Annotated in this window: 23 protein-coding genes; 8 read left to right on the plus strand and 15 right to left on the minus strand. The window is 72.5% G+C overall.

The genetic code is table 11. The features are described 5' to 3' along the window. The first annotated feature begins 27 nt into the window (after positions 1–27). The 3 genes from DSM112329_RS25540 to DSM112329_RS25550 are packed head-to-tail and all read left to right on the plus strand — an operon-like array spanning position 28 to position 1,621. A complete protein-coding gene (locus tag DSM112329_RS25540; protein ID WP_354699392.1) occupies positions 28–561 on the plus strand; it encodes a DoxX family protein in 534 nt (177 codons plus the stop codon). 41 nt (positions 562–602) lie between these two features. Beyond that, positions 603–1,436, plus strand: a complete 834-nt coding sequence (locus DSM112329_RS25545; protein WP_354699393.1) for a hypothetical protein — start codon at positions 603–605, stop codon at positions 1,434–1,436. After that, positions 1,433–1,621: a hypothetical protein gene (locus tag DSM112329_RS25550; protein ID WP_354699394.1), complete on the plus strand. Its 189-nt coding sequence runs from the start codon at positions 1,433–1,435 to the stop codon at positions 1,619–1,621. The genes DSM112329_RS25545 and DSM112329_RS25550 overlap by 4 nt, the downstream gene beginning before the upstream one ends. A gap of 123 nt (positions 1,622–1,744) precedes the next feature. On the opposite strand, the gene DSM112329_RS25555 is transcribed toward DSM112329_RS25550, so the two are convergent. Then, positions 1,745–2,905, minus strand: coding sequence for an NAD(P)H-dependent glycerol-3-phosphate dehydrogenase (locus DSM112329_RS25555; RefSeq protein WP_354699395.1), 1,161 nt, complete (start codon positions 2,903–2,905; stop codon positions 1,745–1,747). Between the two features lie 135 nt (positions 2,906–3,040). Between DSM112329_RS25555 and DSM112329_RS25560 the strand changes: the two genes are divergently transcribed. Then, positions 3,041–3,670, plus strand: a complete 630-nt coding sequence (locus DSM112329_RS25560) for a hypothetical protein (RefSeq protein ID WP_354699396.1) — start codon at positions 3,041–3,043, stop codon at positions 3,668–3,670. Between the two features lie 90 nt (positions 3,671–3,760). Here DSM112329_RS25560 and DSM112329_RS25565 read toward each other — a convergent pair whose 3' ends face one another. From DSM112329_RS25565 to DSM112329_RS25580, 4 genes are read right to left on the minus strand one after another with little or no spacing between them, the layout of a single operon-like run. Then, positions 3,761–4,903, minus strand: a complete 1,143-nt coding sequence (locus tag DSM112329_RS25565; RefSeq protein WP_354699397.1) for a N(5)-(carboxyethyl)ornithine synthase — start codon at positions 4,901–4,903, stop codon at positions 3,761–3,763. A 25-nt stretch (positions 4,904–4,928) separates the two neighbouring features. Next, positions 4,929–5,927, minus strand: a complete 999-nt coding sequence (locus DSM112329_RS25570; protein ID WP_354699398.1) for a glycerate kinase — start codon at positions 5,925–5,927, stop codon at positions 4,929–4,931. A gap of 3 nt (positions 5,928–5,930) precedes the next feature. Next, positions 5,931–6,524, minus strand: a complete 594-nt coding sequence (locus DSM112329_RS25575; RefSeq protein WP_354699399.1) for a leucyl/phenylalanyl-tRNA--protein transferase — start codon at positions 6,522–6,524, stop codon at positions 5,931–5,933. A gap of 28 nt (positions 6,525–6,552) precedes the next feature. Continuing rightward, positions 6,553–7,500, minus strand: coding sequence for an ATP-dependent DNA ligase (locus DSM112329_RS25580; protein ID WP_354699400.1), 948 nt, complete (start codon positions 7,498–7,500; stop codon positions 6,553–6,555). A gap of 187 nt (positions 7,501–7,687) precedes the next feature. Here DSM112329_RS25580 and DSM112329_RS25585 point away from each other — a divergent pair, with 187 nt between their 5' ends. Continuing rightward, positions 7,688–8,668, plus strand: coding sequence for a LysR family transcriptional regulator (locus tag DSM112329_RS25585; RefSeq protein WP_354699401.1), 981 nt, complete (start codon positions 7,688–7,690; stop codon positions 8,666–8,668). A 51-nt stretch (positions 8,669–8,719) separates the two neighbouring features. Here the strand turns inward: DSM112329_RS25585 and DSM112329_RS25590 are convergent, their stop codons facing one another. Continuing rightward, positions 8,720–9,517 carry an SDR family oxidoreductase gene (locus tag DSM112329_RS25590; protein ID WP_354699402.1) on the minus strand — a complete coding sequence of 266 codons (798 nt, stop codon included), beginning with the start codon at positions 9,515–9,517 and terminating at the stop codon, positions 8,720–8,722. A 36-nt stretch (positions 9,518–9,553) separates the two neighbouring features. Between DSM112329_RS25590 and DSM112329_RS25595 the strand changes: the two genes are divergently transcribed. Continuing rightward, on the plus strand, positions 9,554–10,270 hold the full coding sequence (locus DSM112329_RS25595; protein ID WP_354699403.1) for a metal-dependent transcriptional regulator: 717 nt from the start codon (positions 9,554–9,556) through the stop codon (positions 10,268–10,270). On the opposite strand, the gene DSM112329_RS25600 is transcribed toward DSM112329_RS25595, so the two are convergent. After that, entirely contained in the window at positions 10,271–11,359 is a 1,089-nt protein-coding gene (locus tag DSM112329_RS25600) for a PLP-dependent aminotransferase family protein (RefSeq protein WP_354699404.1), read from the minus strand. It lies immediately after the preceding gene. A 124-nt stretch (positions 11,360–11,483) separates the two neighbouring features. On the opposite strand from DSM112329_RS25600, the gene DSM112329_RS25605 reads away from it, so the two are divergent. Continuing rightward, positions 11,484–12,323 carry a collagen-like protein gene (locus DSM112329_RS25605; protein WP_354699405.1) on the plus strand — a complete coding sequence of 280 codons (840 nt, stop codon included), beginning with the start codon at positions 11,484–11,486 and terminating at the stop codon, positions 12,321–12,323. Positions 12,324–12,325: 2 nt separating this feature from the next. Continuing rightward, positions 12,326–13,141: a collagen-like protein gene (locus tag DSM112329_RS25610; RefSeq protein WP_354699406.1), complete on the plus strand. Its 816-nt coding sequence runs from the start codon at positions 12,326–12,328 to the stop codon at positions 13,139–13,141. A gap of 140 nt (positions 13,142–13,281) precedes the next feature. Here DSM112329_RS25610 and DSM112329_RS25615 read toward each other — a convergent pair whose 3' ends face one another. The 8 genes from DSM112329_RS25615 to DSM112329_RS25650 are packed head-to-tail and all read right to left on the minus strand — an operon-like array spanning position 13,282 to position 24,081. Continuing rightward, positions 13,282–14,592 (minus strand): branched-chain amino acid ABC transporter substrate-binding protein, encoded by a 1,311-nt coding sequence (locus tag DSM112329_RS25615; protein ID WP_354699407.1) that lies wholly within the window; start codon positions 14,590–14,592, stop codon positions 13,282–13,284. A gap of 5 nt (positions 14,593–14,597) precedes the next feature. Then, positions 14,598–16,604, minus strand: a complete 2,007-nt coding sequence (locus tag DSM112329_RS25620) for a hypothetical protein (protein ID WP_354699408.1) — start codon at positions 16,602–16,604, stop codon at positions 14,598–14,600. After that, positions 16,601–18,253, minus strand: coding sequence for a hypothetical protein (locus DSM112329_RS25625; protein ID WP_354699409.1), 1,653 nt, complete (start codon positions 18,251–18,253; stop codon positions 16,601–16,603). Before DSM112329_RS25625 ends, DSM112329_RS25620 begins: the two co-directional genes overlap by 4 nt. 14 nt (positions 18,254–18,267) lie before the next feature. After that, positions 18,268–20,112 (minus strand): hypothetical protein, encoded by a 1,845-nt coding sequence (locus DSM112329_RS25630; protein WP_354699410.1) that lies wholly within the window; start codon positions 20,110–20,112, stop codon positions 18,268–18,270. 7 nt (positions 20,113–20,119) lie between these two features. Beyond that, the gene (locus DSM112329_RS25635; protein WP_354699411.1) at positions 20,120–22,381 is read right to left on the minus strand and encodes a glycosyltransferase; all 2,262 of its coding nucleotides are present in this window, start codon (positions 22,379–22,381) and stop codon (positions 20,120–20,122) included. Next, positions 22,381–22,665, minus strand: coding sequence for a hypothetical protein (locus tag DSM112329_RS25640; RefSeq protein ID WP_354699412.1), 285 nt, complete (start codon positions 22,663–22,665; stop codon positions 22,381–22,383). The genes DSM112329_RS25635 and DSM112329_RS25640 overlap by 1 nt, the downstream gene beginning before the upstream one ends. Next, a complete protein-coding gene (locus DSM112329_RS25645) occupies positions 22,662–22,994 on the minus strand; it encodes a hypothetical protein (protein ID WP_354699413.1) in 333 nt (110 codons plus the stop codon). The genes DSM112329_RS25640 and DSM112329_RS25645 overlap by 4 nt, the downstream gene beginning before the upstream one ends. Beyond that, positions 22,987–24,081, minus strand: coding sequence for a hypothetical protein (locus DSM112329_RS25650; RefSeq protein WP_354699414.1), 1,095 nt, complete (start codon positions 24,079–24,081; stop codon positions 22,987–22,989). The genes DSM112329_RS25645 and DSM112329_RS25650 overlap by 8 nt, the downstream gene beginning before the upstream one ends. Between the last annotated feature and the right edge of the window lie 452 nt (positions 24,082–24,533).

Here is a 24,533-nt window from a genome sequence, read left to right on the forward strand (position 1 = left end):
ACGTCAAAGCAAGCAGAGGTGGACCTGATGGGACTCGGAACGACGGCATTGCGAGTGGTGGTCGGAGGGCTGTTCGTCGGCCACGGGCTGCAGAAGCTGAACGGCTCGTTCGGGGGCTACGGCCTCGACGCGACGGCCGAGGCCTTCGAGGGCATGGGCCTGAAGCCCGGCCGGCTGCACGCGACCGCCGCCGGCGCGGCCGAAGCTGGCGGCGGCGCGCTGCTCGCCGCGGGCTTCCTGACGCCGCTCGGCGCGACCGCAGTCACCGGGACCATGGCGATGGCGATCGAGAAGGTCCACAAGCAGAACGGCCCGTGGGTGACGGAGAACGGCTTCGAGTACAACCTCGTTCTGATGGCCGCCGTCTTCGCGATCGCGGCGGACGGCCCGGGCAGGCTGTCCCTGGACTGGTTCCGCGACGCGGACGAGGGCAGCCTGTTCGCGGCGGTCGCGCAGCTGGTGGCGGGTGTCGGCGGTGCCTACGCGCTGCTGAAGGCCACCGAGGCCGGCCTGCTGGACAGCCTGGACCCGTCCGCCGGCGGTCAGTCCACGGGTGCCTGAGAGGCCCGCACCCGTGCGCCGCGCGCTGTAGCCTGCCGCCGGTGCCGAGCCTCAGCTGCGTCTACACCGACCTGGACGGCACGCTGATCGGCCCCGGCGGCAACCTCTTCCTGAACGGCGACGGTCGCCCGTCCCTGGACGGTGCCCGGGCCGTCGAGGCCTGCGCCCGGTCCGGCGCCGAGCTGTGCATCGTCACGGGCCGGCGCAGCGACAGCGTGATCGCGCTCGCGCGTCTGCTCGGGCAGACCAGCGCGGTCTTCGAGGCCGGGGCGGGCGTCCTGCTCGACGGCGAGGTGCACTGGCTGACCGGGGAGTGGCAGCCTGCAGGCGGCGCCAGCGTCCACGACCAGATCGGCGCGGCGGGGGCACCGGCTTTGCTGCTCGAGCACTTCCCCGGGCGGCTGGAGGTCCACCACCCGTGGGCCGACGGGCGCGAGGTCAGCCACCTGCTGCGCGGCCTCGTCGACACCGACGAGGCGGACGCCCTCCTGGCCGGCGCGGGCCTGGGGTCGCTCAGGCTGCTCGACAACGGCGGCGTGCACCGGCGCTCGGAGGCGCTGGCCGGCCTGGAGCAGGTGCGGGCCTACCACCTCGTCCCCCGGACGGTGTCGAAGGCGGCCGGCGTCGCGTTCCACCAGCGCGCCCGCATGCACGAGCCCGCCGGGACGATCGCGTGCGGGGACTCCCGCGAGGACCTGCAGATGGCGCCCGTCGTCGACACCTTCTGGCTGATGGCGAACGCGCTGGAGGGCGACCCGTCGATCCGCGACGCCCTGACCGGCGTGCCGAACGTCCGCGTCACCGAGGCGACCTACGGCGGCGGCGTCTACGAGGCCGTCGTGACGACGCTGGCGCAGCGGGGTGATCGCCGGTGAAGGAGTGGTTGCGGACGTACGGCTGGAAGTTCGCGCTGGCGCTGCTCGTCGCTGCGGCGGCGATGTGGTGGCTCGTGCACCTGGAGCGCAAGTCGGCCGGCGAGGCGTCCGTCCCGTCGCCGGTGGTCGCGCTCGTGGCGCCGACCCCGCCCCCCGCCGTCCCTGTGCCGCCATCCATGCGGTGAATGCCGATCCACCCCGGCTGGGAGCCGTGCGATCGACCACTGACCACACGCGTCAGCGGTGAATGACGATCCACCCGGCTCGGAGCCGTGCGATCCGCCAGTGGCTGCGCACCCGGTGCCCGGTCAGGCCGGCGGCAGCTCGGCGCGGCGCTCGCGCCAGGTGCGCCAGCGGACCTTGAGCCGCGCCCACCAGCCGAGGCCGGCGACCACGTCGGCCGGCCGCCGGAACCGCGCGGGGGGCGGGACGGCGGTGCGCACGAGGCTGATCCAGCCGTCGAGCGGCAGCTCGCCCGCGATCAGGGCCGCCAGGCCCCGCGTCACGGGAGCCTCGACGCCGGCCCGCTCGAGCGCGCCGGCCAGCAGCGGGACCGACTCGAGGGCCTCGACGGCCTGCCCGATGCGTGCGGGGATCTCGGCGGTCGGGACGCCCTCGCCGAGCAGCTCGCCGGCGCGCCGGTTGCGCGACTGGGGCGCGAGCGCGGTCGCGACCAGGTCGCCCGTCCCGGCCAGCCCGATCATCGACTCCGCCTGGGCGGGCGGGTCCTGGATCGCCGCGAAGCGCCAGACCTCGGCGAAGATGTGGCCGGCGGCGGCACCGGCGGCGTTCAGCCCCTGCCGCTCGGTGGCCCCGGCGGCCAGGGCGGCGGCGTTCTTAGCGGCGCCCGCGAGCTCCACGCCGACCGGGTCGCTCGACTCCTCGCAGACGACGCCCGCCCGGATGAAGACCTGCGCGAGGGCGTGGGCCAGCTCCTCGTCCTCGGACGCGGCAACGAGGCCGGCACCCTCGTGGACCATCTCGCGCGCGTGGGCCGGTCCGCCGATGCAGCCGACGCGGGCAGCGCCGAAGGACCGGCGCAGCATCACCGTCGGCGCGACCCCATCCGGCGGGACCAGGCCCTTGGCCAGCGAGACGAGCTTCGCGCGCGGCGGCAGCCCGGCGGCGGCCAGGCCGTCGATGACCTCGTGCAGCCCGCGGGAGGGAACGCCGAGAAACACGTAGTCGGCCCGGGCGAGACCGGCGCCCATGTGCTCGATGCGCAGTTCCTTCGGGAACTCGACGCCGGCGAGGTAGACGCTGTTCTCCCGGTCCTCGGCCAGGCGCTCGGCCTGCTCCGGGGTGCGCGTCTGGAGCGTCGTGCGCAGTCCCCCGCGGGCCAGGAGGACCGCGACCGCCGTTCCGAAGGACCCGGCGCCGATGACGACCGCCCGGCGGCCGAACGGCGTCGGGAAGTTCACGCCGCGCAGGGGCGACGGCAGCTGGGGGCGTGGGCGATCCGGCGACAAGGTGTGCGCGAGCGTACCGGCCGGGGTGTCGGGGGCGACCCGCGGCCCGGGTCCCCGGAACTTCGCCGGCGACCGTGCGTCTGGGCCACAGGGGCACTGGCCCCGCCACCGCCCGCCACCGAGGGACCCGACGCCGTGACCACCCTGCCCCGCCCGACCATCTTCTGCCGCCTCGTCCTCGCGTCGGCCCTGACCCTGGCGGCCGCGGGGCCGCTGCCGGCCGTGGCGGGCGCCACGGGGCTCGACGTCGTGCAGGACTGCGCGTTCGACGGCGAGCTGGACCGGGTCTTCACCGCGCAGGAGTACGCCGACGCGCTCGGCGAGGTCGGCACGGACACCGACGAGTACAGCGACTGCCGCGAGTTCATCAAGCAGGCCGCACTCGCCTTGGCCGCCCGCTCCGCCGGGGCGGCCGGCGGGGACGACGCGAGCGATCCGAGCGGACAGGGTGGCTCGGCACCGGGCAGTCCCGGCGTCCTGGCCCCGGTCCCGGTCCCGGCTGGACCCGGAGCCCCTGCCGGGCCGGGGGCGCCGCAGTCCGAGGCAGCGCTGGCCGCGGCCTCGCCGCCGGAGCGCGCAGCCGTCGCGCGGGCGAAGCGCGTGGCCCCCGCCACGGCGCTCGCCGCCCGCCCCGGCGCCATCGCGACCGCCCCGGTGAGCCGCGCGAGCCTGATCCCCACCCCGCTGATCCTGGTCCTCGCGGGCCTCGGGCTCACCCTGCTGCTGGCCGTCCCCTGGTCCGTGCTCCACCACCGTCGCCGCTGACCGACGGGCGGACACTCGGGGGCTCGTGGTCAGAGGTGCCTCGTGGGCACATCTCGCAGCACGCCGGCGCAGGGCGACCCGATCAGGGGGTCACCCGACCGGGTAGGGGTACTCGTCCGTGCGCCCCTGGAAGGACAGGATCCGCGGGTTCTGGATGCGGCCGTCGCGGATCTCGATCGCCCGGCGGATCGTCTCGACGGCGTCCCACGCCGCCGGGCCCGCCATCACGGTCGGCAGGTACTCGAGCAGTGCCTCGCTGTTCTCCCACGTCGCCGAGTTCCACAGGTACGACGGGCTGTGGTCGACCGCATAGCTGTGCAGCCCGTCGCCGACCGCGAACATCGGATCGGCGAACGACGTGGGGCGCGTCCACTCGAAGCCCATCCCGGCATCGCAGGCGACGTCGATGAACAGCGTCCCGGGGGCGAAGTGCCCGAGGTCCTCGTTCATCACGAACATCAGCGGCGCGTCGGTGTCCTGCAGGATGCAGTTGACGATCACGTCGTACTGCGCCAGCACCTCGGCGAGCGGCCCGGGGTTCGGGTCCTTGAGCGCCAGCGTGTGCGTCGGGTTCGCCGGATCGCGCGCGAAGTGCTGCATGTGCACGGACGCGAACGGCGAGGCGACAGCGGCCACGTTGCGCTGCGTCAGCACTGTCACGTCGCTGATCCCGAGCGCCGACAGGGCCCGCACGGCGCCGCGCGCGGTGGCCCCGAAGCTGATGACCGCCGCTCGCAGCCGCCGGCCGTAGTCGCCGGTCGTCCCCCGCAGCTGCAGCGCGTGCAGGACGGAGCAGTAGCCCGCCAGCTCGTTGTTCTTGTGGAAGACGTGGACGCTGAAGTTGCCCTCCCGCGTCCAGTGGTTCATCGCCTCCCACGCGATCAGCGTGAGCCCGCGGTCGATCGCCAGCTGCGTCAGCTCGGTGTCCTGCACGCAGTGCGGCCAGCCCCAGACGACCTGGCCGGGCCGCAGCGTCTCGAGGTCCTCGGCCAGGGGCTTCGGCAGCAGGACGACGTCGCACTCGGCGAGCAGCTCCTCGCGCGTGCGCAGGCCGCCGACGAGCTTGCCGAGCTCGGTGTCGCTGAGGCCGAAGCGCTCGCCGTAGCCGTGCTCGGCGAACATCCGCGATCGCAGGCCGGGGTCGATCCGCGGCAGGTGCGCCGGGTGGATCGCCAGCCGGCGTTCGTCCGGCTTGCGCGACGTCGCGACGAGGGCGACGCTCAAGTTCTCCACCCCCTGAGTGTACGGCGGAGGGGGCTCAGGCCCCGCGCACGGCCCGGGCGAGGGCCACGGCGGCGGCCTCGATCGCCGCCAGACTCGTGGCCTCGCTGACCCCGGCCAGCCCGAGCGCGCCGCGGCCGGCATCGTCGGTCCCGTCCTGCCCGACGATCGCGTGGCACGGCATCCCGGCCGCCGCGGCCCGGGCCGCCAGCTCGCCGACGATCTTCCCCTGCCCGGTCTGCCCGTCGAGCCGGCCCTCCCCGACGACCAGCGCGTCCGCCGCCTGCAGCCGCTCGTCGAACCCGACGGCGTCCAGCACGAACGCAGCGCCCCCTTCGAGGTGCGCGCCGAACGCCGCCCACAGGCCGCCCGCCAGGCCACCGGCCGCGCCCGCCAGCGGGACGCCCCGCGGATCACGCGGCAGCCGCGCGGCGACCTCGTCCAACCGCGCCGACAGCCGCTCCACGCACGCCGCGTCGGCCCCCTTCTGCGGCGCGAACACGCGCGCGGCCTCCTCGAACGGCGTGCGGACGTCGCAGAGGACGACGAGCGCGGCGCCCCCCAGGCCCCCCGCCGCCTCGATCGCCGCCACCGCCCCCGCGCCGCCGTCCGTCGTCGCCGACCCGCCCGCCGCGACCAGGATGACCTCGGCTCCCGCCCGCGCCGCCGCCACGATCAGCTCCCCCGTCCCACGCGTCGACGCGTCCCACGCGGCCTGCGGCCCGACGCGCGAGTCCGGGACCAGCCCCAGCCCGCTCGCCCCCGCCACCTCGACGATCGCGGTCCCGCCGTCCTCGATCAGCGCGAACCCGGCCACGACCGGGTCGCCGAGGGGCCCTGCGACCGTCGCTCCGCCCGTCGTCCCGCCGAGGGCCGTGAGCAGGACGGCGAGCGTCCCCTCCCCGCCGTCGGCGACCGGGCACAGGTCCGGTGGCGGCGCACCGGAGGACTCCAGGCCGCGCCCGATCGCGGCCGCCACCTGTGCCGCGGTGAACGTCCCCTTGAAGCTGTCCGGCGCGACGAGGAAGCGGGCCACGGGTCAGCGCTCGAGCGCGCGGGCCAGGCGCGCCTCGTACTCGGCCTGCTCGATCAGGACGCAGCCGAGGCGCTCGGTGTGGGGCGTCGGCAGCTGGATGTCGCAGAGCTCGACGCCGACCGCCACCAGGTGGTCGAGCGTCCGCACCAGCAGCGCATTGCCGGCCGCCGGCCGCGTCCGGCGCATCGACTCGAGCATCGCCGCGCGCCCGAGCACGACCCCGAGGATCCCGGCCGTCAGCTCTCCCTCCGGCGTCCAGAGCTCGAAGCTGTGGGCGACCTGCGCGCGGTGCAGGCGGCGGTACAGCGCCGCCAGGCGCGGAGTGATCCAGACGCCGTCGCCCTGCGGCGGCTGCGCGCACAGCTCGAGCACCTGGTCGTACGCGGCGTCGACCCGCAGGACGAGGTCCTCGCAGGCGCGCACGTCACGCCGGACCTTGCGGCGGACCGCCGCCCGCGAGGCGTCGTCGAGCTCGAAGATCGCGCGCTGCGGCGCGACGTACCACGGCAGCTCCACCGCGTCCGCGTCGTCCATCGGGAACGCGCCTGAGGCGTAGCGGTAGACCGCCTCCTCGACGTCGGGCTGCCAGCGCGTCACGGTCGTTGCGGGATCGCGCGGCCGTCGCTCAGCTGTCGAGCTGGTCGACCGTGCACTCGGCCGGCGCCTTGTCGTCGCGCCAGCGGGCGACCTTGGCGCCGTGACGGATGCGCCCGTCCGAGACCTGGTCGAAGGTGACCTCCACGACCAGCTCGGGCCGCAGCCCGATCCACTCGAGCTCCTTGTCGGACTTCCAGCGCGACGCGTCCCCGGTCCCGCGGTCCCCGCTCTCGAACGGCGCCAGCTGATCGGGCAGCTCGCGCTTCTGCTTGGCGGTGAAGCCCGACGAGTGCCCGACCACGCGCAGGTCGCCGTCCGGCGTGTACAGCCCCAGGATCAGCGCGCCCAGCGTGCCCTCGGCCTTCCCCGGCCGCCAGCCGACGATGACCGCGTCGATCGTCCGCACGCGCTTGACCTTCGCCATGCCCTTGCGCTCGCCGGGCAGGTAGGCGGCCGCGCGCTCCTTGGCGATGACGCCCTCGGTCGAGTGCAGCCACGGCTCGGCCTCGGCGGCGGTCAGCACCATCGGCGTCAGCATCAGCGGCTCGGCGACGAGCGCCTCCAGCGCGGCACGGCGCTCGATGTAGGGCAGCTCCAGGAGCGTCTCGTCGTCCCGCGCCAAGAGGTCGAAGGCGACGAACGTCCCCGGGGTCTCGACGCTGAGCCGCTCGACCCGCGACGCCGCCGGGTGGATCCGCTGACCGAGCAGGTCGAACTCGGTCCCGCCGCCCGCGTTGAAGATGACGATCTCGCCGTCGACCACGTAGCGGCCGGCCGGGAACGAGAGCTCGGGGAAGTAGCGGGCCAACGGCTTGCCGCTGCGCGACTGCAGGAAGACGTCCTCCCCGTCGACGAACGCGATGCAGCGGAAGCCGTCCCACTTGGGCTCGTAGGCCCAGACCTCACCGTCGTCCGGCAGGCTCGAGCGCGAGCGCGCGAGCTGGGGCGGCAGCGGCGGGGCGAGCGGGAGGGCCACCCCGTGGAGGCTATCCGGCGGCTACCAGTTCTTCTCGTCCCGACGGCTGTCAGTGCCGTAGCGGGGGGCCAGGAGGCTGGCGACGGCGGAGGCGATGAGGATGATGAGGAAGGTCATGGACCACATGATGGGGACCGGGCTCGCGTTGCGGTAGCCTTGATCACCTCCACCAAGCAAAGGCTGAACCTTGACCCTGGCCCAGCTCGAGTACTTCATCGCCGCGAGCGAGCACGGCTCGTTCAGCGCGGCGGCCGAGCACCTGCACATGGCGCAGCCGTCCTTGTCGGACCAAGTGCGGCGACTCGAGGCCGAGTTCGGCGTGCAGCTCTTCCGCCGGGTCGGTCGCGGGCTCGTCATCACCGAGGCGGGCGAGACGCTGCGCGCCCACGCGACCGCTGTCCTGGACGCGGCCGCCGCCGCCCGCGAGTCGCTGAGCGCCGCCCGCGACCTGCAGGGCGGCACCGCGGTCTTCGGGACGTTCGGCAGCGCGAAGTACTTCCTGGGCACGGACCTCGTGGCCGACTTCCGCGAGCGCCACCCCCGGGTCGCGATCCGCCTGATCGGCCAGAACTCGGTCGAGACGGCCGAGGCCGTGCGGGACGGGCGCCTGGAGGCCGGCATCATCGCGATCCCGGTCGACGACCGTGGCCTCGAGGTCCGCCCGATCGCCCGCGACGAGATCGTCTACGCGTCGGCCGTCCCCGAGCGGCTGAAGCGCCACGCCACCATCCAGATGGTCGCCGCCGCGCCGCTGATCCTGCCGGATGCCACGTTCGGTGCCGAGGACCCCGTCCGCCGCCAGCTCGCCGAGCTGGCCCAGCGCGCCGGCGTCAGGATCGAGCCGGTGATCGACGTCGAGGACGTCGACTCGGCGCTGGAGCTCGCGTGGCGGGGGTTCGGGGACACGATCACCTCGCGGGCGTGGCTCGCCGGGATGGAGGACCGCATCCCGGACCACCTGGGCTGGGTGCCGTTCGACCCGCCGCTGTACGACACCTTCGCGTTCGTGTGGCGGCGGGGCGCACCGCTGTCCCCCGCGACGCGGTCGTTCCTGCAGCTGGCGGAGGAGCGGATGTCCGCCCGCACCCGCGAGCTCGAGACGGAGGGCCTGCCGCGGCGACGCCCCGCACGCGCAGCGCCGAGACCCGTTCTTCATCCACCTGGGTGATGAATGACGGGTCTCGGCGCGTGGTGGGGGTGTGTTGCCCGCCCGGCGGCGTCAGTCCACGCGCGGAGCCGCCCCGCCACCGCGCAGCGCGCGCAGGAAGCGGTCCGACAGCTGCGGCGACAGGCCGTGGACGGCCCCGAGGATCCGGACGAGGGGCGGGAAGTGCACTGCGCGTGCGTCCTTCTCGATCGCCGCGATGACCTTCGCCGCCAGCGCCTCGGGCGGCGCCGCGGCCGGCCCGCCGCGGTACCAGTCCGGCATGCGGTCCTTCTCGTGGTCGTGCAGGGTCGTCGCGATCTCCCCCGGGTAGACCATGGTCAGCCCGACGCCGGTCCCGCTCAGCTCGTGGCGCAGCGCCTCGCCGAACATGCGCTGGGCCGCCTTCGTCGCCCCGTACACCGCCGCCCACGGGAACGATCGCAGCCCGGCGCCGGAGGAGACGATCACGACGTGGCCGCCGGCCTGGTCCAGCAGCACCGGCAGCCCCGCGTGGACGGTGAACAGCGTCCCATACCAGTTGACGTCCGTCATCTGGCGCAGTTGCTCCATCGACTGGGCGCGGAACGGCCCGTAGTGCGTCAGGCCCGCGTTCGCCACCAGCAGGTCGAGTCCCCCGGCCGCCGCCACGAACGCGCTGATCGCGTCCCGGACGCTCTCCTCGTCGGCGACGTCGCAGCGCAGGACGTGGTGCTCGCCGGGCAACGAGTCCGCCAGCTCCTGCAGCTCGTCGGTCGAACGCGCCGCCAGGCCGAGCGTGACGCCGCGGTCGGCCAGCGCGACCGCGAGCGACCGTCCGATGCCGCGTGACGCGCCGGTGATGAACGCACGTGTGCCTGTCCCGAGAACCATGGGGCCGAGCCTATCCGCCGCCGGTACGATGGCCGGGTGAGCTCTGAGACCGTCACCGTCGCCGAGGAGGAGTACCTCCAGACCCTGTTCTGGCTCTTCGAGGCCGGGCTGCCCATGACGGGCGCCAACATCGCGCGGGCGATGCAGCTGTCGGCCCCGACCGTCCACGAGATGGTCGGCCGCCTCGAGCGCGACGGCTACATCACCCGCAGCGCGAGCAAGGCGATCTCCTTCACCGACTCGGGCCTGGAGCACGCCAAGGCGATCGTCAGCCGCCACCGCCTGATCGAGCGCTACCTCACCGACGTGGTCGGGGTGCCGTGGGACGACGTCCACGAGGAGGCCGAGCGGCTCGAGCACGCGATGTCGCCCCGCTTCGAGGCCTACATCAAGCGCGCCATCGGCGACTCGAAGACCTGCCCGCACGGCCACCCGATCGAGGTCGGCACGCGCGTGGACGGCGTCCCCCTCGCCGACGTCGAGCTCGGCGCGAAGGTCCGCATCCTGCGCTTCGAGAACGAGGCCGAGGACCTGCTGCACTACCTCATGGCGTCGGGCCTGGAGCCCGGCCTGGAGGGGACGATGGCGATCAACGACGACGACGAGGTCGCCATCGAGCTGCCCGACGGCACCCGCCGCAGCGTGACGCCGAGCGTCGGCGCGACGGTCAGCGTGGTCGCCGACCCGTCCCCGCCGCCCCGCGTGACCCTTCCCGAGGCACTCGTCCTCGGGAAGGACCGCTACGGCCGGTAGTCACCCCAGCGAGCGGTAGGCCTTGGCGAGGCGCGTGATGCCCTCGTCGACCTGCGCGACCGGCGTGCCCGAGTAGGCGAGCCGGAGCATGTTGCCGCCGCCCTCCAGCAGGAAGTCCGAGCCCTTGACGAACGTCACGCCGTGCTCGCCGGCCGCGTCGAACAGCGCGGAGACGTCGGTGCCCTCGGGCAGCGTGACCCACATGAAGTAGCCGCCTTCGGGGGCGACGTACTCGGCCTCCGGCAGCTCACGGTCGAGCGCCGCGGTCAGCGCGGCGACGCGCTCGGCGAGCGCGGCCTTCACGGTCGCGATCGACCGGTCCAGGCCACCGCCGATGCAGAAGCGGTAGACGATCGACTGGGCGACCTGGTTCGGGGAGATGTACGTGTTGGTCGCGCGGCCGGCGATCGCCTTGATCGTGTCCGGCGCGCCGACCAGGTAGCCCACGCGGATGCCGGGGCACACGGTCTTGGAGAACGAGGAGGCGTAGACGACGTTGCCCTTGCCCTCGTCGAGCTCCAGCATGGTCGGGAGCTGCTCGCCGGTGAAGCGGATGGCGACGTACGGGTCGTCCTCGAAGATCGTGAAGCCGTACTCGGCCGCGAGCGCGAGCAGGGCGTGGCGCTTCTCGAGCGACAGCGTGTAGCCGGCCGGGTTCTGGAAGTTCGGGATGATGTGCGCCAGCGTCGGGCGGACGCCGGACTCGAGCAGCGCCTTCAGCTCGTCCGTGTCGATCCCGTCGGCCTGGAGCGACACCATGCGCACGTCCGCCCCGCGGCCCTTGAGGGACAGCAGCGTGCGGTCGTAGGTGGGCTTCTCGACGACGACGGCGTCGCCGGAGCTCACGAACTGGTCGAACAGGAAGGCGTCCGCCTGCATCGAGCCGTTCGTGACCAGGACGTTCTCGGGCGCGACGCCGTGGCGTTCGGCGAGCCAGTTGCGGAGCGGGACGTAGCCCACGGAGGTGCCGTAGGCGGTGGTCCCCGAGGCGTCCTCGTCGAAGGCGGCCGCAGAGGCCGCCTTGAGGCCCTCGATGTCGATGATGTCCAGGGACGGCGCCCCGCGGGCGAAGGAGATCGTGTCAGGCATCGTCCGGCCATCATGCCACGGAGGCGGCGTCGTCGACCGGTCGGGCCGGCAGGTCTGACGGCATGTCCGTCCGTCCGGAGGAGGCACACCACACCCCCTGCGCCACTACGGTGTTGGTGGACCGATGCGCCTGCGCCGCCTCATCACCCCGATCGCCGCCGTGCTCGCGAGCTTCGGCGCCGCCGCGGGCGCGACCGCCGCGCTCAGCACCGGCACGCAGAGCCCGCGCGCGGCGTCGACGTCCGGGACGACGACAGGGGCGGGCACGGCCACCACCACGGCGGCGAGGACGGTCACGACCTACGTCACCTACCCGGAGGCGTCCGAGGGGGCCGACGGCGTTCCCGGGAAGCCCGGAGAGCCTGGCGCGACGGGGCCGCCCGGCCTTCCCGGCGCCCAGGGCCCCACCGGGCAGGCGCGCATCATCGCGTCGCCCGTGTCGATCAACTGGCAGAACAACGCCTCGGTCGGCCGGTCGACCGCGACGTTCACCGCCCCGGGCATCGGCGAGGGCATCATCACCTGCCGCCCGAACATCGACTCCGGCAACATGACCGACAACGGCGCGCAGTACATCGAGTTCACGCCCTACGACCAGGATGCGGACACGACCATGGCGTCGGTGCGGACGGACGACCGCTACTACACGTTCATCAACCCGAAGCGCCCGCAGGAGAACGACCCGAGCGCCGCGGCGGAGAACCCCATCACCGTCAAGTTCGCCCACCGCGAGCTGTACACCGGCCCGACGTTCCGCGAGGGCTTCAACCTCAAGGCGTTCAGCCCGACCTACCGCGGCCAGGGCGGCATGGTGGGCATCATCAGCCAGCGCGGGCGCCGCGGCGCGATCGGCGGCCCCGCCACCGCCAAGCCGACGACCTTCCGCCTCACCTGGCACTGGACCTTCGACGACGGAAATCCCCGCTGCTACGTGGCCGGGGCGTTCTACACGGAAGCGACCTGATCATGAGCAGCTCCCCCTCCCAGACGCCAACCCCCCGCCGCCGGCCCACCTCGCGCCAGGCGACGGCTGCCGCCGCCGTGGTGGCAGCCGTGGCCGGCGTCGCCACCGCCGGGACGTTCGCAGGTGCGGCAGGCTCCGGCTCCTCGAGCGCGGCGAAGACCACCAGCACCGCCAAGAAGCCGCTGACGGCCGCCCAGAAGAAGGCCGCCGCAGCGCGCAAGAAGGCCGCGGCCAAGAAGACGACGACCACGCCGAAGGTGGTCCGCGTCGTCGTCAAGCGCGGGCTGAAGGGCAGCGCGGGGCCGATCGGCAGGACCGGCGCCGACGGTCCTCAGGGCCCCGCCGGGACCCCCGGTCCGCAGGGCGCCCCGGCCAGCGACGCTGCGCGCTCGCTGTCGCTGAACTGGATCCGCGACTTCACCGGCAAGGACACGGCGGGCATCGACGTGGCCGGCATCGGCCGCCTGGACCTGACGTGCAACACCACGACGCGCGAGCTGCGCCTGACCCCGGCGCGCAGCGACGTGCGGACGATCATGACCGCGGACGTCTACTCGGCGACGAACGGCGACCACCGCCGGATCGCGTCCGCGGCCGGCGAGGCCGTCACCGCCGCGCTGCCGGTCAGCGGGCTGCTGACGGCGGTGCTGTCCGTCGAGCCGAAGGCCGGCGACGGCGGCGCGACCACCGCGCCCGCGACGGTGATGCTGTCGATCGAGTCGAAGACGAACGCGGTCCCCGCCGACAACGCGGACCCGACCAAGCAGGACTTCAACTACTGCTACGCCGCCGCCCAGACGCTGCAGGCGGCGGGGTAAGGCCTCGTCATCCACTGGCTGGGAAGCGCGAGCCCCTGGGCGAGCGGTTCCCGACGGAATCCGAGCCCCCTGGGCGAGGATTCCGCGTCCTAGCCGGAGGTGTTTGCCGCTCGGCTACGCCTCCCGGCGAGGACGTAGTCCTAGCCGGAGGTGTTTGCCGCTCCTTCACGGGAGTCCAGGACCCGGTAGAAGACCAGCGCCTGGTCGACGACCCGGTAGGCGCCGAACGTCGTCAGCGTGCTGTCGCCGGTGGCCGAGATCGAGTAGGACCCGAGTGAGGACTGGCGATTGCGGAGCGCGAACCACTGCGCTACGACCTGGGCCCGCGTGGGCTCGCGGCCGGCGGCGTTGATGGCCGCCAGCACGGCTCGCATCGTCTCGTAGCCGTAGATGCCGGACGGGTCCGGGACGCCACCGAAGCGGATGCCGTAGGTGGAGAGGAAGTCCTGCCCGGCCTCGTTGAAGTACTTCGAGGCGAGCGTCGGGGTCGTCAGGTACGTCAGCGGGCCGGCGCTGCCGATCCGCAGCGCGAACTCGGCGTTGGCCAGCGCGTCAGGACCGATGAGCCGCGCGTTGGGGAGCGCAGCGTGCAGGCGCCCCCACAGCGCGATGACATTCTCGCCGGCCGACCCCGCGTAGATCACGCAGTCCGGCGCGCCGGTGGCGACCGTGCGGATCCCGGCGCTGCCGTCGGTCTTCGCGAGGTCGATGGTCGCTTGGCGCCCGAGCGTGACGCCGCCCGCCCGGCCCTGCGCGACGAGCTGCTGCGCGAGGCCGCTGCCGAAGACGCCGCCGTCGTTGAGGACGCCGATCGCGCGGCAGTTGAGCGTCTTGGCGAGCGCGATCTGCGCGCCGGCCTGAATCTTGTCGGTCGGGACGATGCGGCCGTAGTTGCGCTGCCCCGACGGGTAGAACTTGCCGGGGGCGTCCTTGTCGAGCGTGCCGGTCTGCGTCAGGCCCGGGCTCGTGTTCGTCGCCGACACGTGCAGCAGCCCGGCGGCGTTCGTGATCGGCAGGGAGAACGCCGTGTCACCGGAGCCCTGATCGCCGATGTAGGCGATCGCGGTGGGGTCGGTGACCGCGGTCCGCGCGTTCTGCTCGATCGCGCCGCGGTCGGTCAGGCCCGTGCTCTGCAGGGCGTCGTCGAGGGCGACGAGGTCGACGCGCATGCCGCCGGCGCGGGCGCCGGCCTGCTCCAGGGCGAGCTGCGCCGAGTTGCGGATCGACTCGGCCGACGGCTTCGAGATGCCCTGGAACGCCTGGCTCAGGTAGACGGTGAGGTTGTCCCGCTTGAGCTTCTGGGTCGGGGACGGGACGGCGACGGTCGTGGTCCGGTTGACCGTCGTCGTCCGCGCGTTCTCGGTGCTGTTGTCGTCGTCACCGCAGCCGCTCGCGACGAGCGCCAGCAGGGCGGTCGCGGCGAGGGCGGGGAGGAGGTGTCCGCGGGTCATCGGGCTCACTCCCCCGTCGTCGTCGTGTTCGCGTTCGAGCCGGCCCCGTCGACGCCGGGGACCCCCCGGCCGCCGCTGCTCTGCGGGGTCGCGTCCTCGCCGGTGATCAGCGGGGTCGAGTTCGTCTCGGTGGTCGGGGTCGTCGTCGCGTCGGTCCCGGTGCCGGTCGTCCCGGTGGTCCCGGTGGTCCCGGTGGCCCCGGTCGTCGTCGTACCCGTGCCCGTCGTCGTCGTGGTCGTCGTCTCACCGGTCGTGGTCGTCGACGTGCCCGCCGGCGCGCCCGGGATCTCGCCCTCGTTGACCAGCGGCGTCTCGAGGTCGAGGTCGTCCGGCGTCAGCGTGCGGCCGGTGACGAGCTTGTACTGCTCGCCGCGGATGCCCTCGCCGAGCGGGATGAGCCGCTGCGCCGCGACGACCTCCTGGCCGCCGAGCAGGTAGTAGCCGAGGTAGTCCTGGACTTCCTTGCGCCGGATGCTGGCCCGCGAGACGTAGGCGAGCAGGCGCGTGGAGAGCGGGTAGACGCCGTTGGTGACGGTGGTCCGCGAGGGGAAGATGCAGCTCGGCGTCGTGTCGACGTTGATCGGGCCGCCGGCCGGGACGACGACCTTGCTGCCGAAGGAGCTGTTGTAGGTGGCGCCGGGCGTCGACGGTGTCGACGGGTAGCGGATCCGCTCGGTGGTGGACACCTGGTTCGGCCGGCGCGGGAGGGCGCGGGCGCGGATGGTCTCGGTCGGTGCGGCGCGCGTCCGGTTGGTCGCGATGCCCCGAGACTCGAACGTCGCCTGGGCGTTGACCGGGTCCCAGATCTCGAGCGGGCGCAGCTCGTTCTCGTAGAGCTCGTAGTAGGTGAAGCGGAAGTACCCGACCGCACCCGTGGTGTCGATCGCGGCGAGCTGCACGCGCAGGCGCCCGCGGATGTCCCGGACGATCCCGTCGATGACGGCCTGGGCGGCGCGCAGTCCGGCGGCCCGCTTGAACGCCTCGATGCGGCGGCGGTTGGTCCGCTCGAGCCGGTCCGCCTGCGCGGGGGTGAGGACGGTCTTCTTCCTCTTGAGCGCCGCGTTCTCGGCGCGGAGGATCCTGAGGAAGTCCCTGTCGGCCTTCGCGATCGCGGCGGCCGAGGCACGCTTACGCGCCGACCGCGATGCCCGCACGCGGCGGTTGCGGTCCCTCGCGGCCTGGTCGATGAGCGCCTGCATCCGGACGCTGCCGGTGATCTCGTCGCGCTCGGTGGCGTCGGAGGTCCGTGCCTGGTAGTCGGCGCGGACGTCGCCGCGCGTCGCGTCGCTCTGCGCGCCCAGGACCAGGTCCCCGAACAGGCCGAAGACGTCGGTGTCGGCGTTGCGGCCGGTGACCGTCATCGGGATGTTGTCGAACCCGACCTGGCTCCAGTTGTTGATGTTCGAGCCGGAGCCGAAGATTCGCCGCACGGTCTCGCGGCGCATGCAGTCGCCGCCGACGTCGGACTCGTTCTTCGTGGCGATGACGATGCCCTCCGCGGCGAGCTGCAGCGGACGCACCCGGCCGGAGGTGTCGGCCAGCAGGTTCACGCCGTTGTCGGCGCAGCGGTTCGTCTCGCCGGCGGACATGCGCCGGGTGGACTCGACGATGTCGATCTTGCCGTCGCAGAGGTCGCGGAAGCCCGCGGCGTCCGAGGTCTCACGCCTCCGGACCGAGACGTCGCTCTTCTTCTCGAACTCCTTCTGCACCTCGGAGGAGATCCCGAGCGGTGAGCGGCCGGCGATCGAGACCACGCCGCTGACGGGGCGCGGCAGCGCGGACCGCCGCCGGGCGACCTCGGCCGCTCGCTGGCGCTGCAGGGTCTGGAGCGCGTCGGCCTGCGTCACGCGCGTGACCGTCGACGTCGTCGTGAACGTCGCCGACTTGCCGGCCTCCTTGTTGTCGACGCCGCACGCGGCGAGGACGCCGGTGGCGGCGACCGCGGCGAGGCCGGCGGCCACCACGGGACCGCGGGGCATACGCCGCGGGCTGCTCTGACGGGGACGGCTCATGGTGCGACTCCTGCGGCGTTCGACGAGGTCGTGGACGTCGAGGTGGTGGAGGTCGACGTCCGCGGGGTCGTCGACGTGGAGGTGGTCCGCGGCGCCGTGGACGTGGAGGTGGTGCCGGCACCGGTGGTGGACGTGCTGGTGGTGGCGACGCCACCGGCCGCGGCCGCGCCGGCGGCGGTCGTCGTGACCACCTGCGGGCTGACCGACCCGAGCCGAGCCGTGGCCACGTCCAGCTGGTTGTCGAGCGGCGGATCGCGGCGCAGGACCGGGAGCGTCACGACCTCGAAGTCGGTCAGCAGCAGGCCCTGGATCTCACTGCCGCGCAGCAGCGGCGTGCCGGCGCGGTCGCCCACGCGGCGGATCTCGTCGCGGCTGACGACCTGCCGGCCGTTGGCCTTCAGCAGCGTGCCGTCGGCGCGCCGCAGCGGGTCGGACCACTTGACGTTCAGCTGCGCGTAGAGCGTCGGCGTCGCAGCGCGGTCCACGACGATCGCGCCGTATCGGCGCAGGGCGAGCAGCAGCGCACGGGCGGCGCGGCGGTTCGTGTTGCCGGCGAACGGGTCGCGGCGCTTGCGGACGATCTGGCCCTTGTTGTTGAGGATGCCGGTGGCGAACCCGGGGCGCTCGGACAGCAGGCGGTCGATCGAGATGTTCCGCTTCAGGCGGATGCGCGCACCCTCGGGCAGCGAGTCGAACGGACCGTTGCCGTTGGTGACCGACGCCGGCTGCACGTAGTTGCGGGCCGCCGGGCCGGGCACCGAGATGGCCAGGGCGTGGCGGACGGACCCGCTCTCGATGTCGGACTTCGTGATCAGGCCGCCGAACAGCGGCATGCCCGAGCCACGGGCGGACACGGTGGTGGGCGCCAGGAAGCCGGGGCCGTTCAGGTCCCAGGTGCGCATGAACTGGTAGGAGATCGAGCTGTCGTCGTCGGACCGGCGCGCGCGCCAGAGGTCGTACGCGACCCCGCGGGAGCGGTCGGTCACCGTGAACCAGCCGTCGTTCTCGGGGACCGGATCCTCGTCGGCGGGGATGCTGATCTCGCTCACCGACCACCCGTCACCGCAGTCGTTGTTCGGCGGCGGCAGGTTGATCTGGCGGCAGGTGATCTTCGTCGGGACGCCGTTGTCGGCGCCGTCGACGACCGGGACGGTCCACTGCGACGTGTTGATGTAGAGCGGCTCGTTGATGGTGCGGCGCCGCGTCTGGACGGTCTCTAGCTGCGTGGAGCCGCGGCCCTCCTCGACGCCGACGCGCGCGGTGGCGCTGCGGATCAGCTGGGTGGAGCGCGAATCGACCGCCAGCGTGTCGATGCGCGTGTTCCAGGGGCTCTGCGCCGAGAACGGGCGCTCGCCGGCAGCGCGCTGCTGGATGGTGCCGTCCTCGTTCGTCGAGGTGCCCCCGGTTCCGGTCCCGGTCGTGGTGGTGCCGGCACCGGTCGCCTGCGGCGCCACCGTCGCGCCGGGCAGGCGCGAGCCGCGCGGGCGCGGCACGGTGGGCGTGCGCGGGACCGCGGGCGTCGTCGCGACCGTCGCTGTCGACGTCGTCGGCGACGAGTTCTCGTCGTCGCCGCCGCAGGCCGCGAGCAGGCCGGCGGTCAGGACGAGCGTGGCGGCGAGCGCCAGGGGGGTGATCGGGCGAGGCGTCATGGCAGAGAGGTCCATCAGGGGTTGGTCGTGCTGGGGGCGATCGTCCGCGGGCGGCTGGTCGTCGTGGTCGTGGTCGTCCCACTCGTGGACGTCCCGCTGGTGCCGGTGGTGCCGGTGCCGGTGCCGGTGGCGCCGGTCGCCGTGCCGCCGGGCCGGGCCGCCGCACCCGGGGTCGTCGTGGTCGTCGCGACCGCCGTGCGGGCGACCTTCAGGAGGGCGTACCGCGGGGTGCGGAACACGACCTCGAGGCCGGGCACCTGGCCGTCGACCGCGGTCGGGTACCGCTGGCGGATGATGTCCGCCGACCGCGCGTTGGTGGTGAGCAGCATGTAGTCGACGGTGCCGAACGGCCGTTCGAGCGTCTGACGGAACTTCGTGTCGCCCTTGTCGATCCGGTCGAAGACGTTCTGCGGACGGCCGCTGAGCAGGATGACGCCGAAGGTCTGGGCGTCGTCGGCGAGGATCGAGCTCTTCTTCTGCGGGATGCGGGTGTTGATGTAGTCCGCCATCCGGGCCTCGGAGGCGATGCCGACGGTGAAGCCACCTCGGGAGGACGTGCCCTCCTGGTCGTCGCCGCTGAAGAGGGCGCGGGTGAACGCCTGCTCGAGCGACTGGAACGGGTAGTTCTGCATGCCGCGCCAGGCGGTGAACATGCCCAGCAGCAGGATCACCGTGGTCGCGGCGAACACGATCAGCCGGAACGAGACCATCGATCGGTAGAGCCAGCCCGCTCCCACGAACGCGGTGACGTACATCGGCATCGAGTCGCGCATCGTCAGCAGCGCCTGGTTGTCCGACGTGTACGCGTGCACGCCGATGATGACCATGCCGAGCACGATGAACGCGGCGAGCCACAGCGCCATGTCGTTGCGCTGGCTGACGAAGGCCATGACGAGCGCGGGGACGGCGACGAGGCCGAGCGGGAAGCACGCCAGCGCGAGCTGGAACAGGCGCTTGGCGACGTCGTCGATACCGAGCGAGCCCTGGTCGACGATGCCGGTGCCGTTGATGGCCTGCGAGGACGTGGTGGTGTCGGTGATCCAGCCGAACGGGTCGCCGATGATCAGCGTGTTGAAGAGGATCCACAGCCCGAGGACATAGACGATCGGCGCCGCGAAGGCGATCACCGACCCCTCGACCTCGATGCGGCGCGCCGCCCGGCGGATGAGCGCGACACCGATCAGGATGGCGACGAGCGCCGCCCAGATGATGAACGCGTATCTGACGAGCACCAGCAGGCTGAGGCCGAACCCGGCCGCGATCAGGAAGCGCGGTTCGGTCGTCGCGTACCAGCTGACGAACGCGTACAGCGTGAACGCGAGGAAGAACGAGTAGACGACCTCGCTCATCCCGTTGCCGGCGTAGAACAGCCAGTAGGGGTTCAGCCCGAACGCCAGCAGCATCGGGATGCGCAGCAGCGGCATGATCTCGCAGCGCGCGAGGACGCGGTCGAGCATCACGATCGTCGCCGACGCGAAGCACGCGCTGGCGACGGGGAGGGCGACGAGCGACGTCGCGAACGGCTTGACCACCGCGAACGGCAGCAGCGACATCGTGGTGATCGGCGGGAAGACGAAGCCGACCGCGGCGAGCTTCGGCGGGTCGTTGTGCCAGGTCAGGTACGAGCGCGACAGCCGGTCGAGCGCGTCGAAGACGACGACGTGCGAGGAGATCGTGGTCCGGTAGCCGATGTAGCCGTAGAAGATCGCGATGATCACGAACATCCCGAGCGTGACGATCTTGCCCGGGAGCTGGACGGGGGTCTCGTGGAGGGTGTCCTCGTCGAGACGGGTGCCGGCGCGATGACCGTGGTCGATCGACGCCGCGGGGCGGTGACTGGGGGGAAGGGCGATGGCCATGGTGGTTCTAGGTCGTGGGCTGATCGAGCCCGTGGACCGTCTTCTCCCAGTAGAACGGCGCGTAGAAGAGCTGCAGGAAGCCCTTCCAGGCCGCGATCGACATCAGGCCCCAGTAGAGGGGCGACAGCAGGGCGTACTTGGCGAGGTCGAAGTACCCGCGCTGCACCGACCCGGCCACGTTCAGGTACATGAAGATGAAGTTCCCGATGAACAGCTGGAACGCCGCGGCGTAGAAGATGAAGCTCGGGTAGATGTCCTGGATGATCCCGGCCTGGGTGAAGAAGAACATCGTCGTCATCGCCCAGAAGATCGGGTTCAGCAGGAAGATGAACGTGCCGCCGATCACCAGCTGGAAGCTGATGAAGCTCTTGAGGCCGAGCTGGCGGAAGAGCTTGAACGGGTGCCGCATGTGCACCAGGTACGTCTGCAGGTAGCCCTTGATCCAGCGCGACCGCTGACGGATCCAGTTGTTGAGGTCCGAGTTGGCCTCCTCGAGCGTCGTGGAGTCCACGATCGCCGTGGTGTAGCCGGCCTTGTGCAGGCGGATGCCGAGGTCGGCGTCCTCCGTCACGTTGAACGGGTCCCACGACGCGAGGTCGATCAGGCGGTCGGTGATGAAGTGGTTCGAGGTGCCGCCGAGCGGAATCGGCACGCCCTCGGCCTGGAGGCCGGGCAGCAGGAGGTCGAACCACATCGAGTACTCGGTGGTGAACCAGCGCGTGAGCAGGTTCTGGTTCGCGTTGAAGTAGTTGAGCTTCGCCTGCATGCAGGTGACGCGGGGCTCTGCGCGCTCGAAGGCGGCGACGCACTTCTTCAGCTGGTCGGGGTCCGGCTGGTCCTCGGCGTCGTAGATGACGACGTACTTGCCGGTCGCCTGCAGGAGGCCGTAGTTGCAGGCCTTCGGCTTGGTCTTCGGCTGGGCGTCCGGCACGACGACGAGCTTGAAGTGCGGCGGCAGGCTCATCGCCTGGATGGCGGGGACGGTCTCGTCGTCGTCCTCCTCGCAGAGCAGGCGCACGTCGAGCTTGGACTTCGGGTAGTCGAGGCCGTCGATGCCCTTGGTCAGCTTCGGCAGGACGCTCGCCTCGCGGTAGAGCGGGACGAGGATCGTGTACATCGGCAGCTCGCGTTCGTCCATCGCCGCGATCTCCTCCGGCGTGATCGTGACCTCGAACGTATGCCCGAGCGCGTTGTACGTGAGCCGGAACTTGTACAGCGAGGTGGCCGTGTAGAAGATCGAGCTGACGGCGATCAAACCGATCAGCGTGGGGATCGGGAAGGCCGCGATCAGGACGGCGACGATGATCACCGCGGCGATCAGGAACGCCTTCTGGCCATTCGAGAGGACGCGGTTGGCGCACTCGTCCGGGAAGCGCTCGAGCAGCAGCGACTTGGCGACCGCGACGTAGTCGCCGCCGTGGACGCGCTGCAGCAGCTGGTCGATGGCGTTGCGGCTCGCGAGGAACCCGCGCAGCTCCAGGTGCGTGTGCTCGCGGAGCGCGGAGACGGTCTCGTCGTCGAGGATGTCGCCGATCGCGAGGTAGAGCGTGGTGTCGTCGATCGCCAGCGGCACGATCCGCAGGTGGCGCGAGAGCGGCTCGGGGATCTGGGCCAGCGCAGCGGGGTCGGGCTCGTACTCGCTGAGGTCGACGAGCGGCAGCTGGAAGCGCTCGGCGAGGATCGCGACGAGCTCGTCCTCGGAGATGATCTCGTTGTGGACGAGCACCTCGCCGAGGCGGCTGCCGGTCCGCTCCTGCTCGACCAGAGCCTCGGCGATCTGCTCGTCGGTGGCCACGCCGCGGGCCACGAGCAGGTCGCCCAGGCGGGTCGGTGAGCCGGGGTTCGTGACCGGCGCCCATGGGGCGTCGAGGTCGTGGTCCTCCGGGACGGTGGGGTCGCCCTCGAGGCGAGGGTCGGGCGCGTTGCCCTCGGTCCAGCCGGCGAAGGTCTCGTCGATCGCGAGCAGCAGCTCGTCCTCGGCGGCGACGACGAAGGCGACGTCACGCCCGGTCAGGGAGACGGCGACGTCCCGGGCGACGTCGTCGGCGGGCGACGCCGTGGCGATCGTGACGACGCCGCCGGCGTAGGAGACGGGCAGGATCGTGAAGTGCCGGCAGATCTGCTCGCTCAGCAGGCGCGCCGCGAGTGGGTTGATGGCGCGGTACTCCTCGGTCCCCTCCGCGGCCGGGTCGAACGTGACGAAGTCCAGGCCCGCGTGTTCGGCCAGCTGGCGGTAGAAACGCTTACCGGGATCGATCGTGGAGGGCATCAGGCGTCGGGTCCTTGGGCGTGCGCGAGCACGCGATCAATCTCGTTGGCGGGTGCGATGACCACGTCGATCTGCAGCGCCGGGAAGTGCCGGTGCAGGACCGCGAGGTCGGGGTCGGGTGTGGCGCTGGCGACCTGCAGGCGGTTCCCGATGATCGTCATCGGGACCACGCGCTGTTCGAGCGCTTCGTGGAGCGGGAGGTAGTGCCACATGCGGGGGTCTGCTTCGAAGTCCTGCAGGGTGGTGGACTTGTGCCCACCGGCGCTCGGGAGCGGGTCCGTCACGGGCCCGGCCGGTCAGTCTGCCCGGCCACCGGCTCCGGCTCCATGCGCTCCATCACGGCGCGACGCTGCGCGGCCTCGCGGGCCAGGCGGTCGGCTGCGGTGTCCGGGACCTCGTCGTCGTACTCCTCCTCCGCCTCCGCGGGTGCGTGCCCGCCGCCGCTCTTCTTGCTGCGGTCCATCGCCGAGTACACGACGTAGAACACGAGCAGGATCGCGAGCGGCGCCACGAGGAAGCCGATGAAGAACACCGCGAACAGCAGCAGCGCTCCGATGACGATGGCGAACAGCGCCAGCGGGTTGTACTGCTCATTGGTCGGTTGTTCAGGCATGCCATCCGCCGTCGATCGTGATGGAAAGGTGGTCACTGGTTGCGGCAGTGATCGTGAACCCCAGAGGGGCGGTCTTGCGCAATTCGTCGCCCACTGCGACGGGCGCGCCGAGCACCAGGTCGATCAGCGCGCGGCTGCCCTCGAACCCGCGCACGTAGACGTCCTGCGTGCCCGGCAGGTGGCCCAGCGCCTGCTCGAAGGAGCTGAGGGTCGAGATGTCCTCGAACGGGCCCGCGTCCACGGTCACCTGACCGGCGAACGTGAGCTGGTCGTTCGGGCCCGGGCCGGCGGGCGCGGCCGGGTCGGTGCCGGTCACCGGCAGTCCGCCGTCGCCCGGGAGCGGGAGGAACGCCGAGGCGGGCGCCGGAGCGGGGGTGGGCTCCCAGCCGACGGGCGGCTGGGGCGGCTGCTGCGGCTCCCAGGCGGACGGCGGCAGCGGCTCGGCGACCGGCTGCGCCGGGGCCGCGGCCTCGGTCTCGTCCGGCTCGGGCGCCGGGGGCGGCGACCACGAGGGCGGCGGGGCGGCCGGCAGCGCCGAGGCGGGGGGCGCCGGTGCGGGGGGCGGGGTGGCAGCAGCCGGCGCGGGTGCCGCCGGGGCCGGCAGGGAGCCACCGAGCGTGGCGGCCGGGCCCGGGGTCGCAGGGATCGAGGAGCTGGGCAGGCCGCCGAGCAGCCGGTTGTACTCGCGCAGCAGCTCCTGGGCCGACCGCTCGAGGTGCTCGCGGAAGTGCATGAGCTCCGTGAGCTGGCCGTCGACGCTCTGGTGCGCGTCGGCGATCAAGCGGCTCGCGTCGACGCGAGCCGCAGGGGCCTGCGGGGTGGCGATGACCACATCACGGTGCGCGGCCGTGCTCGGGCCCGGGGTTGCCGGCGTGGTCGCGGCGGGTGCGGGTGCCGGGGGAGGCATCGGCACGGCGGCGGGCGCAGGGGCGGGGGCAGCCGGGGCGACGACCGAGAGGGACGCCGGGGGCGCGGGCTGACGGCCGGAGGACGCAGGGTCGCCGGCCGACGCGAGTTCGCGCTCGAGGTCCTTCAGCTTGCGCTCGAGGTCATCGAGCGTGGTGGCGACGTCCGCCGGACCGGTCATCGTGCCCTCCGTGGCAGATTTGGGGAGAACTGCATGTCGGGGATGCTGTGGCTGACGGGTGAGACGCCGGCGACAGCGAGGGGCTGCATCTGGCGCAAGGCTACCAGCGATCTGCGGGTCTTCCTCCGCTTCGAAACAGCGCGTGTCCAGGGGGATTCGACCGACCGTCGGACGCGACGGAGCAGACTGACGGCAGGGGCTGTCCGCCCCGCGGGCAAGGCCGGGAACGACGACAGCACTAAGCGTTCCTGCACGATGCGTTCACTTTCGGCCCCACCGGGCCTTCCCGGCATCGTCCGATCGGATGAGCGATAGGACGAGACGCGCCTCACCTTTGCGCCGCCTTCCGGCAAGTTCGCTCAGCAAACGGATTTGCCGAGGGTGCCAGGTTGCTCCCGCGCGTCCGTGCAAGGGGCGTGGAGGTGACGTGGCGGGCGCGGATCGGGCCGGCA

The organism is Paraconexibacter sp. AEG42_29, assembly GCF_040581415.1.
Taxonomy (GTDB): Bacteria; Actinomycetota; Thermoleophilia; order Solirubrobacterales; family Solirubrobacteraceae; genus Paraconexibacter.

What these genes read in the sequence shown, in the direction of transcription:
- DSM112329_RS25635 (WP_354699411.1), bottom strand. Translation starts at nt 22,381, where the DNA reads ATGCCCTCCACGATCGATCCCGGTAAGCGTTTCTACCGCCAGCTGGCC.
- DSM112329_RS25645 (WP_354699413.1), bottom strand. Translation starts at nt 22,994, where the DNA reads ATGCCTGAACAACCGACCAATGAGCAGTACAACCCGCTGGCGCTGTTC.
- DSM112329_RS25620 (WP_354699408.1), bottom strand. Translation starts at nt 16,604, where the DNA reads ATGAGCCGTCCCCGTCAGAGCAGCCCGCGGCGTATGCCCCGCGGTCCC.
- DSM112329_RS25590 (WP_354699402.1), bottom strand. Translation starts at nt 9,517, where the DNA reads ATGGTTCTCGGGACAGGCACACGTGCGTTCATCACCGGCGCGTCACGC.
- DSM112329_RS25630 (WP_354699410.1), bottom strand. Translation starts at nt 20,112, where the DNA reads ATGGCCATCGCCCTTCCCCCCAGTCACCGCCCCGCGGCGTCGATCGAC.
- DSM112329_RS25610 (WP_354699406.1), top strand. Translation starts at nt 12,326, where the DNA reads ATGAGCAGCTCCCCCTCCCAGACGCCAACCCCCCGCCGCCGGCCCACC.
- DSM112329_RS25540 (WP_354699392.1), top strand. Translation starts at nt 28, where the DNA reads ATGGGACTCGGAACGACGGCATTGCGAGTGGTGGTCGGAGGGCTGTTC.
- DSM112329_RS25600 (WP_354699404.1), bottom strand. Translation starts at nt 11,359, where the DNA reads ATGCCTGACACGATCTCCTTCGCCCGCGGGGCGCCGTCCCTGGACATC.
- DSM112329_RS25650 (WP_354699414.1), bottom strand. Translation starts at nt 24,081, where the DNA reads ATGACCGGTCCGGCGGACGTCGCCACCACGCTCGATGACCTCGAGCGC.
- DSM112329_RS25625 (WP_354699409.1), bottom strand. Translation starts at nt 18,253, where the DNA reads ATGACGCCTCGCCCGATCACCCCCCTGGCGCTCGCCGCCACGCTCGTC.
- DSM112329_RS25615 (WP_354699407.1), bottom strand. Translation starts at nt 14,592, where the DNA reads ATGACCCGCGGACACCTCCTCCCCGCCCTCGCCGCGACCGCCCTGCTG.
- DSM112329_RS25605 (WP_354699405.1), top strand. Translation starts at nt 11,484, where the DNA reads ATGCGCCTGCGCCGCCTCATCACCCCGATCGCCGCCGTGCTCGCGAGC.